The sequence below is a fragment of the Candidatus Pantoea gossypiicola genome, from assembly GCF_008632075.1.
Lineage (GTDB): Bacteria > Pseudomonadota > Gammaproteobacteria > Enterobacterales > Enterobacteriaceae > Pantoea > Pantoea gossypiicola.
The window spans coordinates 83263-99260 of sequence record NZ_VWVM01000015.1 but is presented as its reverse complement, the minus strand read 5'-3'; the positions used below and the strand labels follow the sequence as shown (position 1 = coordinate 99260).

Genomic DNA, 15998 nt, shown 5'->3' with positions numbered 1-15998 from the left:
TCAAGCCGGTAATAAAAATAGTAATAGAGCTAAAGTGGCCGGTGCGCCCTGACTGCGCGCACCGGATGAGCAAAAAGATCAGGCTTTCTGCGTCTGGTTCTTAATAAAGTAACCTATACCCAGAATGACCAGCCAGACCGGGATCAGCCAGACTGAGATCGCCATACCCGGCGTGGTCGCCATCAGCACCAGAATTCCCGCCAGGAAGATCAGGCAAATCCAGTTACCCGCCGGATAGAGCAGCGCTTTAAAGCGGGTTGTGACGCCCTGCTGATCTTTCTTACGACGGAACTTGAGGTGTGCCAGGCTGATCATCGCCCAGTTAATCACCAGTGCGGAGACTACCAGCGACATCAGCAGGCCAAATGCTTGACCCGGCATCAGGTAGTTGATCAGCACGCACAGTGCAGTGGCAACAGCCGAGACCAGAATTGTTAAGACCGGCACACCGCGACGATCGACCTTGAGCAGCGCTTTTGGCGCATTGCCCTGCTGTGCCAGACCAAACAGCATCCGGCTGTTGCAGTAAACGCAGCTGTTATAGACCGACAGGGCCGCCGTCAGGATCACCACATTCAGCGCATTCGCCACCATGGCATCGCCCAGCTCGTGGAAGATAAAGACAAACGGGCTGACTTCTGACGTAACACGGCTCCACGGCATCAGTGACAGCAGCACCGCCAGCGAACCAATGTAGAAAATCAGGATACGCCACAGCACCTGGTTAGTTGCTTTTGGAATGCTCACTTCCGGGTTATCAGCCTCTGCTGCGGTGATACCCACCAGCTCCAGTCCGCCGAACGAGAACATAATAATTGCCATGACCGCGACCAGACCGCCGATGCCATGCGGGAAAAAGCCGCCCTGATCCCACAGGTTGCGCACGGTCGCCTGAGGACCCGCGTGACCGCTGAACAGCAGCCAGCCACCAAACAGGATCATGCCGATGACCGCGACCACTTTAATAATGGCAAACCAGAACTCCATCTCACCGAACACTTTCACGTTAGTCAGGTTGATGGCGTTGATCATGACAAAGAAGATGGCTGCCGAGGCCCAGGTCGGAAAGTCGGGCCACCAGAACTGGATATATTTGCCGACGGCAGTGAGCTCGGCCATGGCGACCAGCACGTAAAGGACCCAGTAGTTCCAGCCTGAGGCGAAGCCGGCAAAGTTACCCCAGTATTTGTAGGCGAAGTGGCTGAAGCTGCCGGCAACCGGCTCTTCAACCACCATTTCACCCAGCTGACGCATGATTAAAAAGGCAATAAAACCGGCAATCGCATAGCCCAGAATAACGGCCGGTCCGGCGGATTCAATGACCGATGCACTGCCCAGAAACAGGCCAGTTCCCACTGCACCACCCAGCGCGATGAGCTGAATATGGCGGTTCTTAAGACCACGTTTCAGCGCTTCGCCTTGCTGTTGTTCCATACAAACCTCGTGATGTTTTTATTCTTCTTTTGCAGCGCAGTCCGCTGTAATGAAGTAGTTACAATAACGTATTGATTATTTTACGGTATCCGGCGTGCTGAATGCTGCCATCTGCTACCCTGGCGACAAGAATAGTGATAAGCGAATCGCTTTGCACCTGCTTTCGCCTTTCGTGCTGAGAGTTGACTGAAAAAACGCCGTCGCGGTCACGTCTGTCCCCCGCAAACTTCTGCCATGAAATGCCGTTAATGACGAATAGCTTTCACTTATGGTTACCGCTGCGCTCAGGCCCTGGGCGGGTGTAAGGTTTGGTAAAAGTGCATTTATTTAACATCTACAGGAGCATGGATTTTTCATTTTTTTAACCGCGAGTTAGCGTCAGCACAGGCTTGCGGGATATGTGAATGTCGCAGACACCATATAGACACAAGGTGAATACTTTGTTACTTTACCGGCACCTCTTTGCAATTGGTATTACCAATTTACTCCGGACGATTGGCTTAATAAGAAGGGATGATGGCTTACAGTAAGATTCGCCAACCCAAGCTCTCCGACGCTATCGAGCAACAGCTCGAATCCCTGATTATGGAAGGGACCCTGCGTCCGGGAGAGAAGCTGCTCCCTGAGCGCGAACTCGCTAAACAATTCGATGTCTCACGTCCATCTCTCCGCGAAGCGATCCAACGCTTAGAAGCGAAAGGATTATTGCTGCGCCGTCAGGGCGGCGGAACATTCGTACAGGAGCATCTCTGGCAAAGCATGAGTGACCCACTCGTTGAGCTTCTCGCTGACCATCCGGAATCACAGTTTGACCTGCTGGAAACGCGTCATGCCTTAGAGGGCATCGCGGCCTATTACGCGGCGCTGCGCGGCACGGAAGAAGACCTGCTGCGCATTCGCGACTGCCATGTGCACATCCAGCAGGCGCAGGACAGCGGCGATTTAGACGCCGAAGCGGACGCCGTGATGCAGTATCAGATCGCTGTCACAGAAGCGGCCCATAATGTTGTGCTTTTACATTTGCTACGCTCAATGGGCCCTATGCTGGAACAAAACGTCCGTCAGAATTTCGAATTGCTCTACTCGCGCCGGGAAATGCTGGCAAAAGTGAGCGGTCACCGCGCCAGAATCTTTGAGGCGATTGTGGCTCGTGAGCCAGAAAAAGCGCGCGAGGCTTCACACCGTCACCTGGCGTTCATAGAGGAAATCTTGCTGGACAGAAGTCGGGAGCAGAGCCGTCGTGAACGCTCCCTGCGTCGTTTACAGCAACGTAAGGAATAACGTGCGACAAAGATCGTACGGACATCAGACGAGCCTGCCTGCATCTGCTTAAACAGGCTCCCGATTATTCAACGTATTAGACACAGATAAGGAACACACCCATGTCAGAACGTTTACACAATGACGTGGATCCGATTGAAACTCGTGACTGGCTACAGGCGATCGAATCGGTCATCCGTGAAGAAGGTGTTGAACGTGCACAGTATCTGATTGATCAGGTACTGGGTGCAGCCCGCAAAGGCGGCGTAAAAGTGGCTGCAGGTTCGTCTGCAATCAGCAACTACATCAACTCTATTGCCGTTGAAGATGAACCCGATTATCCGGGCAACACCTCTCTTGAACGTCGTATCCGTTCCGCAATCCGCTGGAACGCCATCATGTCGGTGCTGCGCGCGTCGAAGAAAGATCTGGAACTCGGTGGTCACATGTCCTCCTTCCAGTCTTCTGCGACGATTTATGAAGTGTGCTTCAACCACTTCTTCCGCGCCCGTAGTGACAAGGATGGCGGCGATCTGGTCTATTTCCAGGGCCACATCTCTCCAGGCATCTATGCCCGTGCGTTCCTTGAAGGTCGCCTGACTGAAGATCAAATGAACAACTTCCGTCAGGAAGTTGACGGTAAAGGTCTCTCTTCTTATCCGCACCCGAAATTAATGCCGGAATTCTGGCAGTTCCCGACCGTATCAATGGGTCTGGGTCCATTGTCAGCGATCTATCAGGCGAAATTCCTGAAGTATCTGGAACACCGTGGCCTGAAAGACACCTCTGCTCAGACCGTTTATGCCTTTCTGGGTGACGGCGAGATGGATGAGCCGGAATCAAAAGGTGCGATCACCATCGCAACTCGTGAAAAACTGGATAACCTTGTCTTCATCATCAACTGCAACCTGCAGCGTCTGGATGGCCCGGTAACCGGTAATGGCAAGATCATCAACGAGCTGGAAGGCATCTTTGCCGGTGCTGGCTGGGAAGTGATCAAGGTCATCTGGGGCGGACGCTGGGATGAGCTGCTGCGCAAAGATACCAGCGGCAAGCTGATTCAACTGATGAACGAAACCGTTGACGGTGACTACCAGACCTTCAAATCCCGTGATGGTGCCTATGTGCGTGAGCACTTCTTTGGTAAATATCCGGAAACCGCCGCGCTGGTTAAAGACATGTCCGATGATGAAATCTGGGCACTGAACCGTGGCGGCCACGATCCGAAGAAAATCTACGCGGCACTGAAAAAAGCGCAGGACACCAAAGGCAAGCCAGTACTGATCCTGGCGCATACCATCAAAGGTTATGGTATGGGCGACACCGCGGAAGGCAAAAACATTGCTCACCAGGTGAAGAAGATGAACATGGATGGCGTGCGCTATATCCGTGATCGCTTCAACGTGCCGGTTGCTGACGATAAAATCGAAGAACTGCCGTACGTCACCTTTGAGAAAGGCTCAGAAGAGCATGCTTATCTGCACGGTCAGCGTGAGAAGTTAGGCGGCTATCTGCCAACGCGTCAGCCGAAGTTCACTGAGAAGCTGGAAATGCCAGCACTCGAAGAGTTCAGTGCGCTGCTGGATGAGCAGAACAAAGAGATCTCGACCACTATCGCCTTTGTACGTGCCCTGAACGTGATGCTGAAGAACAAGTCGATCAAAGATCGCCTGGTTCCGATCCTCGCCGATGAAGCGCGTACCTTTGGTATGGAAGGTCTGTTCCGTCAGATCGGTATCTACAGCCCGAACGGTCAGCAGTACACACCGCAGGACCGCGAGCAGGTTGCCTACTACAAAGAAGACGAGAAAGGCCAGATTCTGCAGGAAGGGATCAACGAGCTGGGCGCAGGTTCATCCTGGCTGGCTGCGGCGACCTCTTACAGCACCAACAACCTGCCGATGATTCCGTTCTACATCTATTACTCGATGTTCGGCTTCCAGCGTATCGGCGATCTGATGTGGCTGGCGGGCGACCAGCAGGCGCGCGGCTTCCTGGTCGGCGGCACCTCCGGTCGTACGACGCTGAACGGCGAAGGTCTGCAGCATGAAGATGGTCACAGCCATATTCAGTCTCTGACTATCCCGAACTGTATCTCTTACGATCCATCTTATGCCTATGAAGTGGCTGTCATCATGCATGACGGTCTGGTGCGTATGTATGGCGAAGCGCAGGAGAACGTTTACTACTACATCACCACGCTGAACGAAAACTACCACATGCCAGCCATGCCGCAGGGCGTGGAAGAGGGTATCCGTAAGGGTATCTATAAGCTGGAAACGGTAGAGGGCAGCAAAGGTAAAGTGCAGCTGCTGGGCTCAGGTTCTATCCTGCGTCACGTGCGTGAAGCGGCGCAGATCCTGGCGAAAGATTACGGTATTGGCTCTGATGTCTACAGCGTGACCTCGTTCACCGAGCTGGCGCGTGATGGTCAGGATTGTGAGCGCTGGAACATGCTGCATCCGACTGAAGAAGCGCGTGTACCTTACATCGCTCAGGTGATGAATGACGCACCTGCTGTTGCTTCAACCGACTATATGAAACTGTTCGCTGAGCAGGTTCGTAGCTATGTCCCGGCCAGCGATTATCGCGTACTGGGTACCGATGGCTTTGGTCGTTCTGACAGCCGTGAGAACCTGCGTCATCACTTTGAAGTTGATGCATCTTATGTGGTGGTTGCCGCGCTGGGTGAGCTGGCTAAACGCGGCGAGATCGAGAAGAAAGTGGTGGCCGATGCGATCACCAAATTCAATATCGATGCCGATAAAGTTAACCCGCGTCTGGCTTAAGAGGTAATAGAGTAATGGCTATCGAAATTAAGGTACCGGATATCGGGTCTGACGAAGTTGAAGTCACCGAGATTCTGGTGAAAGTTGGCGACAAGGTGGAAGCCGAGCAGTCGCTGATCACCGTGGAAGGCGACAAAGCCTCAATGGAAGTGCCGTCGCCGCAGGCGGGCGTAGTGAAAGAGATTAAGATCTCAACCGGTGACAAAGTTGAGACCGGCTCACTGATCATGGTGTTTGACGCTGAAGGTGCTGCTGAAGCAGCACCAGCACCGGCCGCAGAGAAAAAAGCGGATGCGGCACCAGCGCCAGCCGCTGCTACGGCCACTGCCAGCAAAGAAGTGGCGGTTCCGGATATCGGCGGTGACGAAGTCGAAGTCACTGAGATTCTGGTTAAGGTTGGCGACAAAGTCGAAGCCGAGCAGTCACTGATTGTGGTGGAAGGTGATAAAGCCTCAATGGAAGTCCCGGCTCCGTTCGCGGGTGTGGTCAAAGAGATCACCATTGCGACCGGCGACAAAGTCAGCACCGGTTCAGCCATCATGGTCTTTGAAGCAGAAGGCGCAGCACCGGCCTCTGACGCGAAGCCAGAAGTGAAAGAAGAAGCAGCATCGGCACCCGCCGCTGCGGCAGGCGCAAAAGAAGTTAACGTTCCGGATATCGGCGGTGATGAAGTCGAAGTCACCGAGATCCTGGTCAAAGTTGGCGACAAAGTTGACGCTGAGCAGTCACTGATCGTGGTTGAAGGCGACAAAGCCTCAATGGAAGTCCCTGCGCCGTTTGCAGGTACTGTCAAAGAGCTGAAAGTTGCCACTGGCGATAAAGTCAGCACTGGCTCACTGATCATGGTGTTCGAAGTCGAAGGTGCTGCTCCGGCCGCCCCTGCGGCAGCGAAACAGGAAGCCGCACCGGCACCTGCTGCCAAATCTGATGCTAAGCCAGCCGCCGCGGCACCAGCAGCTAAAGCCGACAGCAAAGGTGAGTTCGCAGAGAACGACGCTTACGTTCACGCGACCCCGGTGATCCGTCGCCTGGCGCGCGAGTTCGGTGTGAACCTGGCGAAAGTCAAAGGCACCGGTCGTAAAGGTCGCATTCTGAAAGAAGACGTGCAGACTTACGTGAAAGACGCCGTGAAACGCGCTGAAGCAGCACCTGCTGCTGCAAGCGGCGGCGGTCTGCCGGGCATGCTGCCATGGCCGAAAGTTGATTTCAGTAAGTTTGGCGAAATCGAAGAAGTCGAACTGGGTCGTATCCAGAAAATTTCTGGCGCGAACCTGAGCCGTAACTGGGTGATGATCCCGCACGTTACGCATTTCGACAAAACTGATATCACCGATCTGGAAGCGTTCCGTAAGCAGCAGAATGCTGAAGCAGAGAAGCGTAAGCTGGATGTGAAATACACGCCTGTCGTGTTCATCATGAAAGCGGTTGCTGCGGCGCTTGAGCAGATGCCACGCTTCAACAGCTCGCTGTCTGAAGATGCGCAGAAACTGACGCTGAAGAAATATATCAACATCGGTGTGGCGGTTGATACGCCAAATGGCCTGGTTGTTCCGGTCTTCAAAGACGTGAATAAGAAGGGCATCACCGAGCTGTCGCGTGAACTGATGGCGATTTCGAAGAAAGCGCGTGACGGTAAGCTGACAGCGGGCGACATGCAGGGTGGATGTTTCACCATCTCCAGCCTGGGCGGCCTGGGCACCACACACTTCGCGCCGATCGTTAACGCGCCGGAAGTGGCTATCCTGGGTGTCTCTAAATCGGCGATGGAGCCAGTGTGGAATGGTAAAGAGTTTACGCCGCGTCTGATGATGCCGATTTCTCTCTCCTTCGACCACCGCGTGATCGACGGTGCTGATGGTGCGCGATTCATCACCATTATCGGCAATATGTTGTCTGACATTCGTCGTTTAGTTATGTAAATGTGAAGAAGGCCGGCGGATGCCGGCCTTCCTTTAACGATTCGTCGCGCCGCTGTTGGCAGTTTGTTAACAATTCTGTAAACTCTTGCGGTGAAAGTCCCGGTGGAACAAGGGCATTATAAGAACGTCTGACCCGCCGGATATCAATTAAGAGGTCATGATGAGTACAGAGATTAAAACCCAGGTCGTGGTACTTGGGGCAGGTCCTGCAGGTTACTCTGCAGCCTTCCGTTGTGCGGATTTAGGTCTGGAAACCGTACTGGTAGAGCGTTACAGCACCCTCGGTGGTGTTTGTCTGAACGTCGGTTGTATCCCATCTAAAGCGCTGCTGCACGTTGCTAAAGTGATTGAAGAGGCAAAAGCCCTTGAAGAGCACGGCATTGTGTTTGGCCAGCCATCTACTGATATCAACAAGATTCGCAGCTGGAAAGAGAAGGTTATTAACCAGTTGACTGGCGGCCTGTCAGGTATGGCAAAAGGTCGTAAAGTCACCGTGGTGAATGGCCTCGGCAAATTCACCGGTGCTAACACCCTGATGGTGGAAGGAGAAGGCGGCGCGACCACCATCAATTTCGACAACGCCATCATCGCTGCGGGTTCACGCCCAATCGAACTGCCATTCATTCCACATGAAGATCCACGCGTCTGGGACTCTACCGATGCGCTGGAACTGAAAGAAGTGCCGAAGCGTCTGCTGGTCATGGGCGGCGGTATCATCGGTCTGGAAATGGCGACGGTCTATCACGCGCTGGGTTCAGAGATCGATGTGGTTGAGATGTTCGACCAGGTTATCCCTGCTGCGGATAAAGACGTGGTGAAAGTCTTTACCAAGAAAATCAGCAAGAAATTTAACCTGATGCTGGAAACTAAAGTGACCGCCGTTGAAGCAAAAGACGATGGCATTTACGTTTCAATGGAAGGCAAAAAAGCACCAGGCGAAGCGCAGCGTTATGACGCGGTGCTGGTTGCTATCGGTCGTGTGCCGAACGGTAAAGGTCTGGATGCCGGTAAAGCGGGCGTGGAAGTGGACGATCGCGGCTTTATCCGCGTCGACAAGCAGATGCGTACCAATGTGCCACACATCTATGCTATCGGCGACATCGTCGGTCAGCCGATGCTGGCGCATAAAGGCGTGCATGAAGGCCACGTAGCGGCAGAAGTGATCTCTGGTCTGAAGCACTACTTCGATCCGAAAGTGATCCCTTCGATTGCCTATACTGAGCCAGAAGTTGCCTGGGTCGGTCTGACCGAGAAAGAAGCGAAAGAGAAGGGCATCAGCTACGAGACCTCCACCTTCCCGTGGGCTGCCTCTGGCCGTGCTATCGCTTCAGATTGTGCAGACGGCATGACCAAGCTGATTTTCGACAAAGAGACGCACCGTGTTATCGGTGGCGCGATTGTCGGTACTAACGGCGGCGAGCTGTTAGGCGAAATCGGTCTGGCCATTGAGATGGGTTGTGATGCGGAAGATATTGCGCTGACCATCCACGCTCACCCGACCCTGCATGAGTCAGTAGGCCTTGCTGCAGAAATCTTCGAAGGTAGCATCACCGATCTGCCTAACGCGAAAGCGAAGAAGAAGTAAGTTTCTGCTGCTGCAAAGAGAAAGCTCCCGTTACGGGGGCTTTTTTTTGGTCTGGATTTGGTGTTGGATATTATGTGTGCATTTGGGATGATTCAGGGTGTAAAATCTGGTGAAATTTTAGGGTGTGTAAAAGCTTATATAAATCAAAGGGATGTTTTTAGAGTGTTCCCCGCGTGAGCGGGGATAAACCGCGCGGCGCAGCAGGCGTCGTCGTGGCGATCATGTGTTCCCCGCGCCAGCGGGGATAAACCGGCAAGCAATTTGCGGAATACCCTGCCCATGCAGTGTTACCCGCGCCAGTGGGGATAAACCGGTCAAGCAGGCAATCGCGTGGTCACGGCTCTAGTGTTCCCCGCGCCAGCGGGGATAAACCGCGTATCGTTTCAATTGCAGTTGACCCATGCCGGTATTCCCCGCGCCAGCGGGAATACAGAACAGACGTACATAGCGGGCCAGGACAAATAGCGAGCCACATCAATGAGGACCACGATATGAGATATCCGATTTACATTCACAGAACTGACACAGGAACTTATAGCGGATTTGTGCCGGACATTCAGGGCTGTTTTTTTGCTGGTGATACGTTTAACAAAACGATAGAGGATGCGGCTAGCGCTATAGATGCACACGTAGAGTTCACCGTTAATGAAGGTGGCCGTATACCCGTTGCGCGGACGTTCGAAATTTATGCAGATGATCCGGACTGTCAGGGCGGCACCTGGGCCTATATCGATGTCGATTTGAGCAAGTATGATGGCCGGTCTGTAAACTAAATATTACGTGTTCCCCGCGTCAGCGGTAAAAAGCTGATGAGCTGTTAAAAAACATGTCTCAGCGTAAGTATGTTCCCTGCTTCAGCAGGGAACATACTGGTAGTTTGCTACTTATGGTGTTTTTCAAAATCCGGCGTAATTTTAAAAATAAATACAAATCAATTAATGAGTTATGCTCTTCTCCTGCGCCACCCGCTCAACAAACATCTGCGCCAGTTCAGCAATGGCGCTGTTGCCGGGCAGCCTCTTTTCATTGATATACATCACCAGCGTACTACTGCGTCGGCGACCCTGGAGCAGGGGCAGGGGACGGAGTTCACCACTCTTTAAAAGCCCCGCGATATTCTGTTCCGGCAGCCAGCCATAGCCCAGCTGGTGCTGAACCGCTTCAATTGCTGCCGACAGGGTAGTGAAGGACCAGTTTTCTGCCTGATCGCCACTCACCTCTGACTGCTGCTGTTGCTGGCGATCCAGAATGGTAATGCAGGGCCAGCGCGCCAGTGTGGCAGCATTAAGCGGGGCAGGTTCACTGTGCAGCGGGTGATCGCGATGCGCGACGGCAACGAAATCGACGCTCATCAGGCTTTCACCAGCCAATGGCTCAGCGCCATATTGCGCCACCAGCCAGAGATCGGCCTGTTGTTCTGCCAGCCTGTCTGGTGTTTCGCTGCGGACAATTTCGCTGAACCAGATGCGCACATGTGGATAGCGTTGCTGAAATATATTGAGCACATCAAACAGCAGAGGTTTTGGAAAGGTAGCATCCACCATTAAATCAATGCGCGAACGTTCCCCCCTTCGCAGAGCACTGGCCTTAGCTTCAAGCGCGCTAAATCCTTCCAGTAGTGGACGTACCTGCGCAAGTAACTGATGTCCTTCAGCACTCAGAACGGCACGGCGTCCCACCTGCTTCAGCAGTTCCATGTCGAGCCGTTGTTGAAGCAGACTCAACTGATAGCTTAATGAGGACTGACTGCGATTATTCTTCTCCGCGGCCAGCGCAAAACTCCCTTCCTTTACGACGGCGTCGAGCAGATACCACTGTTCAAGCGTTGTTTTGTACATGGCAATCCATCTAAAAATTGAATAATTTAGTGCTAAAAATAGCGTTATTAATCGCTTTTGTAACGCGCAATAATCACCTCAAGGAAAACAAATGAGGAATGCATTATGAGCACTTTTGATAAACATGACCTGTCTGGCATCGTTGGCAAACATCTGGTTTACACCTATGACAACGGCTGGAACTACGAGCTCTACATTAAAAATGCCAGCACCATCGACTATCGCATTCACAGTGGCATGGTCGGCAATCGCTGGGTTAAAAATCAGCATGTTTATGTGGTTCGCCTGGCGCAGGATGTCTATAAAGTTTCCTGGACTGAACCAACCGGCACTGATGTCAGCCTGGCCGTTAATCTGGCGGATAAAATTTTCCACGGCACCATTTTCTTCCCACGCTGGGTCATGAACAATCCGGAAAAAACCGTCTGCTTCCAGAATGATCATCTGGAAGAGATGGCGAAATTCCGCGAAGCGGGTCCGGCTTATCCAACCGAAGTGATTGATGAGTTCGCGACGCTGACCGTGATTCGTGATGTGGGTGAAAACAACGAAAGCGTGATTGACTGCCCGCCTGATCAGCTGCCCGCCAATTTTCCGGAAAACCTGAAAAATTAAGAGTGAACAGAAGAGGTCATGATGACCTCTTCTGCTTAGCTATTTATGACTTGTAGCTTCTTATGTGTATCGTATGAGGACGAAAAAATGGATTTATCGACGAAGGTTTTTATCAGCAGTGACCAGCATGACGGTTTCGGTGTCAGTTCCACCATCATCATAGGTGAGAAAGAGGCGATGTTAGTCGACGCCCAGTTCACGCTGTCGAATGCGCATCGATTAGTCGCTGAAATTATCGAAACCGGTCTCGACCTGAAACGCATTTTTATTACCCACCTGCATCCCGATCATTTCATGGGTCTTGAAGTGATTAAATCCGTCTTTCCGGATGCCGAAATCTTCTCTTATAAGCAGGTCGCCGAAGACGTTAATGACGCCTTTGACTTCAAAATTGATTACTGGGGCAAGCAGGTATTAAAAGAGAATGGTGCCCGTACTAAGTTTACAATTACCGAACTGGAAGAGGATACGATCTGGCTGGAAGGGCAGGAGATTAAAATTCTGAGCGATCTCAGTGGCGATTGTATTCGTGTGACACCGCTCTGGATCCCGTCGACGAAAACGCTCATCGCCTCCGACGTGGTCTTCGCTGATGCACACGTCTGGATTGCCGATATGCGCACGCCGGAGCGCATAGAGAAATGGATGGAAAGCCTGGACAAGCTGGAAGCGCTGGAGCCGAAAGTGCTGATCCCTGGCCACTCACGAACCACACCAACCCTCAGCCCCTCAGCGATTGGCTTTACCCGCACCTATATCAACGATTTCATCAGGACGCTGCATAAGGTCAAAAACAGCGAAGAGCTGGTGCAGGAGATGGAGCGAATCTATCCCAACCTGCCGGTGAAAATCTGTCTCGACTACAGTGCACGGATTCTGAAAGATCACTACGTCTGGCCGGGTGACTGGCCGGTATCACTGCGGGAAATGAAAACCACGCTGTAATCGTCTCTGGCGTCATTAACACCAGGCCTGTCTCCGGCCTGGTGTTGATATCTGCCCGCATTCACCTCTGTGGTAACCCCGAAGCCCGTTCACTTCTATTCCTGCCAGTTATCTATTTACCTGAATCACTTCACTAAAACTGCGCCAAGGCTGAATTAACCCTGCCGTTTCTTCTGTGAAATCCGTTACGCTGCAAAGAGACTCAATCAGCCAGCTTAGCTGGCTGATCCAGGATAATAAGCGGGCAGAACGAGCGCAGAGGATTATGTTGTATTTTTGTAAACAGATTAACAAACAGACGAAATCCTGCTATTCTGCCCTCCGCGAAACCGGGCACCTCAACCTGGACGAGAAAGGGAAGTGTGTTCTCCATAAGTGAGCAAGGTGGTCGGAAAGCCCTACATAATGAGAGCGAGGATAACGTCGTGCTAGAAGAATACCGTAAGCACGTTGCCGAGCGTGCTGCCCAGGGAATTGTACCTAAGCCTTTAGAGGCTTCCCAGATGGCCGCGCTGGTTGAACTGCTGAAAAATCCACCTGCGGGTGAAGAAGAATTTTTGACCGATTTATTGGTCAACCGAGTCCCACCTGGCGTCGATGAAGCGGCGTATGTCAAAGCCGGTTTCCTGGCGGCTGTCGCCAAAGGCGAAGCAACCTCTCCTCTGATATCTCCTGAAAAAGCGGTTGAACTGCTCGGCACCATGCAGGGCGGTTACAATATTCATCCGCTGATTGAAGCGCTGGACGATAGCAAACTGGCACCCATCGCGGCGAAAGCCCTTTCACACACGCTGCTGATGTTCGACAACTTCTATGATGTCGAAGAAAAAGCGAAAGCGGGTAATGAATACGCGAAGCAGGTGATGCAGTCCTGGGCCGATGCGGAGTGGTATCTGTCACGCCCTGAGCTGGCTGAGAAGATCACCGTTACGGTGTTTAAAGTCACTGGCGAAACCAACACCGACGACCTCTCTCCGGCCCCGGATGCCTGGTCACGTCCTGACATTCCACTGCACGCTCTGGCGATGCTGAAAAATGCCCGTGAAGGCATTGAGCCGGATGAAGCGGGCAATATCGGCCCGATCAAACAGATCGAAGCACTGAAGACCAAAGGCTTCCCACTGGCCTATGTCGGCGACGTGGTCGGAACCGGTTCTTCACGTAAATCCGCAACCAACTCGGTGCTGTGGTTTATGGGCGACGACATCCCGAACGTGCCGAATAAAAAAGGCGGCGGCGTGGTGCTGGGCAGCAAAATTGCACCCATCTTCTTCAACACGATGGAAGATGCGGGCGCACTGCCGATTGAAGTGGACGTTAATGCTCTGAATATGGGCGATGTCATCGACATCTATCCGTTCAAAGGCGAAGTCCGCAACCACGAAACCAACGAACTGCTGGCCAGCTTCGAACTTAAAACCGAAGTGCTGATTGACGAAGTGCGCGCCGGTGGCCGTATTCCACTGATCATCGGTCGCGGTCTGACCACCAAAGCGCGCGAATCGCTGGGTCTGCCGCACAGCACCGTGTTCCGTCAGGCGAAAGATGTTGCGGAGAGCACCCGTGGGTTCTCACTGGCGCAGAAAATGGTTGGCCGTGCCTGTGGCGTCGCCGGTATTCGTCCGGGTGCCTATTGCGAACCGAAGATGACCTCGGTTGGCTCGCAGGATACCACCGGTCCGATGACCCGTGACGAGCTGAAAGATCTGGCTTGCCTGGGCTTCTCGACCGATCTGGTGATGCAGTCCTTCTGTCACACCGCGGCCTATCCTAAGCCGGTGGATGTGAACACGCACCACACGCTGCCAGACTTCATCATGAACCGTGGCGGTGTCTCACTGCGTCCGGGCGACGGCATTATTCACAGCTGGCTGAACCGTATGCTGCTGCCGGATACCGTAGGAACCGGCGGTGACTCCCATACCCGTTTCCCAATCGGCATCTCTTTCCCGGCGGGTTCAGGCCTGGTGGCGTTTGCGGCAGCGACGGGCGTTATGCCGCTCGACATGCCGGAATCGGTACTGGTGCGCTTCAAAGGTAAGATGGAGCCAGGCATTACTCTGCGCGATCTGGTTCACGCCATTCCGCTGTATGCCATCAAACAGGGTCTGCTGACCGTTGAGAAGAAAGGTAAGAAAAACATCTTCTCTGGCCGCATTCTTGAGATTGAAGGTCTGCCGGATCTGAAAGTCGAGCAGGCGTTTGAATTATCCGATGCGTCAGCCGAGCGCTCCGCTGCGGGCTGTACCATCAAGCTGGATAAAGCGCCGATTATCGAATATCTGAACTCCAACATCGTGCTGCTGAAGTGGATGATCGCAGAAGGCTACGGCGATCGCCGTACGCTGGAGCGTCGCGTTGAAAGCATGGAGAAATGGCTGGCCGATCCTCAGTTGCTGGAAGCCGATGCGGATGCGGAATACGCCGCCGTGATCGAAATCGATCTGGCTGACATCAAAGAGCCGATTCTCTGTGCGCCAAACGATCCGGACGATGCCCGTCTGCTCTCAGACGTTCAGGGCGAGAAGATCGACGAAGTGTTTATTGGTTCATGCATGACCAACATTGGTCACTTCCGCGCTGCCGGTAAACTGCTGGATAGCCACAAAGGCCAGCTGCCAACCCGTCTGTGGGTGGCTCCGCCAACCAAGATGGATGCGGCGCAGCTGACCGAAGAGGGCTATTACAGCGTATTCGGCAAAAGCGGTGCGCGTATCGAGATCCCGGGCTGTTCACTCTGTATGGGTAACCAGGCCCGTGTGGCGGATGGTTCGACGGTGGTGTCCACTTCGACCCGTAACTTCCCGAACCGTCTGGGTACCGGTGCTAACGTCTACCTGGCATCTGCAGAGCTGGCGGCAGTGGCTTCACTGTTAGGCCGTCTGCCAACGCCGGATGAGTATCAGCAATTTATGGCGCAGGTCGATAAAACGGCCAGCGACACCTATCGCTATCTCAACTTCGACCAGCTGGCGCAGTACACCGACAAAGCTGACGGCGTGATTTTCCAGACCGCAGTCTGATTCCTCACCTGGCAGTAACCGAAAGGGGCGATGATTCGCCCCTTTTTTACATCTGTGCATTGAGGACGGTTCGATCAAAAGCTGGATTTCGCCAGACAGCCTGTAATAATGCGCGACGTATCACACTATGCCGTGCAGGCAGCGCTGACACTCATTGAGTGACGCGATGACGTTAAGAGGAACTGGCGATGGAATATGAATTTTTACGCGATGTGACCGGACAGATTAAGGTTCGTATGTCGATGGATCATGAAGCGGTCGGCCACTGGTTCAACGAAGAGGTGAAAAACGATCCAGGATTGCTGGATGAAGTGGAAGCCGCAATCGAAGACGTCAAAGGCAGCGTGCGTCAGTGGCAGCGCATCGGCAGCGAGTACACCATCCTGCTGGATGAGGAAGAGGTGATGATTCGCGCTAATCTGCTGGCACTGGAAGATGACGGGATGGAAGAGGGGATGAACTACTACGACGAAGAGAGCCTCTCCTTCTGCGGTATTGAAGATTTTCAGCTGGTGATCGCCGCTTATCGCCAGTTTGTGAACCAGTACGGTAAACCCGTACGCTAATACAGGCCGGGCCACCTGAGCCGC

At 53.2% G+C, this 15998-nt stretch carries 11 protein-coding genes; 9 read left to right on the top strand and 2 right to left on the bottom strand.

Annotated features, from left to right (window positions below; genetic code table 11):
• Positions 1-78 precede the first annotated feature (78 nt).
• A complete protein-coding gene (aroP, locus tag F3I20_RS17905) occupies positions 79-1434 on the bottom strand; it encodes an aromatic amino acid transporter AroP (RefSeq protein WP_150010789.1) in 1356 nt (451 codons plus the stop codon).
• A gap of 516 nt (positions 1435-1950) precedes the next feature.
• Here aroP and pdhR point away from each other — a divergent pair.
• From pdhR to F3I20_RS17880, 5 genes are all read left to right on the top strand, one after another.
• Positions 1951-2715, top strand: a complete 765-nt coding sequence (pdhR, locus tag F3I20_RS17900) for a pyruvate dehydrogenase complex transcriptional repressor PdhR (RefSeq protein WP_033781878.1) — start codon at positions 1951-1953, stop codon at positions 2713-2715.
• Positions 2716-2816: 101 nt separating this feature from the next.
• Entirely contained in the window at positions 2817-5483 is a 2667-nt protein-coding gene (gene aceE, locus F3I20_RS17895) for a pyruvate dehydrogenase (acetyl-transferring), homodimeric type (RefSeq protein ID WP_013356789.1), read from the top strand.
• 14 nt (positions 5484-5497) lie between these two features.
• Positions 5498-7402, top strand: coding sequence for a pyruvate dehydrogenase complex dihydrolipoyllysine-residue acetyltransferase (gene aceF, locus F3I20_RS17890; RefSeq protein ID WP_150010787.1), 1905 nt, complete (start codon positions 5498-5500; stop codon positions 7400-7402).
• Positions 7403-7562: 160 nt separating this feature from the next.
• Complete coding sequence (gene lpdA, locus F3I20_RS17885) at positions 7563-8987, top strand: dihydrolipoyl dehydrogenase (protein WP_150011007.1); 1425 nt, start codon at positions 7563-7565, stop codon at positions 8985-8987.
• A gap of 491 nt (positions 8988-9478) precedes the next feature.
• On the top strand, positions 9479-9760 hold the full coding sequence (locus F3I20_RS17880; RefSeq protein ID WP_150037645.1) for a type II toxin-antitoxin system HicB family antitoxin: 282 nt from the start codon (positions 9479-9481) through the stop codon (positions 9758-9760).
• Positions 9761-9922: 162 nt separating this feature from the next.
• On the opposite strand, the gene F3I20_RS17875 is transcribed toward F3I20_RS17880, so the two are convergent.
• Positions 9923-10825, bottom strand: coding sequence for a LysR family transcriptional regulator (locus F3I20_RS17875; RefSeq protein ID WP_150037646.1), 903 nt, complete (start codon positions 10823-10825; stop codon positions 9923-9925).
• Between the two features lie 105 nt (positions 10826-10930).
• Between F3I20_RS17875 and F3I20_RS17870 the strand changes: the two genes are divergently transcribed.
• The 4 genes from F3I20_RS17870 to yacL all read left to right on the top strand — a co-directional run bounded on the left by F3I20_RS17870 (position 10931) and on the right by yacL (position 15974).
• Positions 10931-11440, top strand: coding sequence for a phenolic acid decarboxylase (locus tag F3I20_RS17870; protein WP_010253965.1), 510 nt, complete (start codon positions 10931-10933; stop codon positions 11438-11440).
• 87 nt (positions 11441-11527) lie between these two features.
• A complete protein-coding gene (locus F3I20_RS17865; protein ID WP_150037647.1) occupies positions 11528-12385 on the top strand; it encodes an MBL fold metallo-hydrolase in 858 nt (285 codons plus the stop codon).
• Between the two features lie 425 nt (positions 12386-12810).
• A complete protein-coding gene (acnB, locus tag F3I20_RS17860) occupies positions 12811-15408 on the top strand; it encodes a bifunctional aconitate hydratase 2/2-methylisocitrate dehydratase (protein ID WP_150010779.1) in 2598 nt (865 codons plus the stop codon).
• A 188-nt stretch (positions 15409-15596) separates the two neighbouring features.
• Entirely contained in the window at positions 15597-15974 is a 378-nt protein-coding gene (yacL, locus tag F3I20_RS17855) for a protein YacL (protein WP_013356797.1), read from the top strand.
• The last annotated feature ends 24 nt before the right edge of the window (positions 15975-15998 follow it).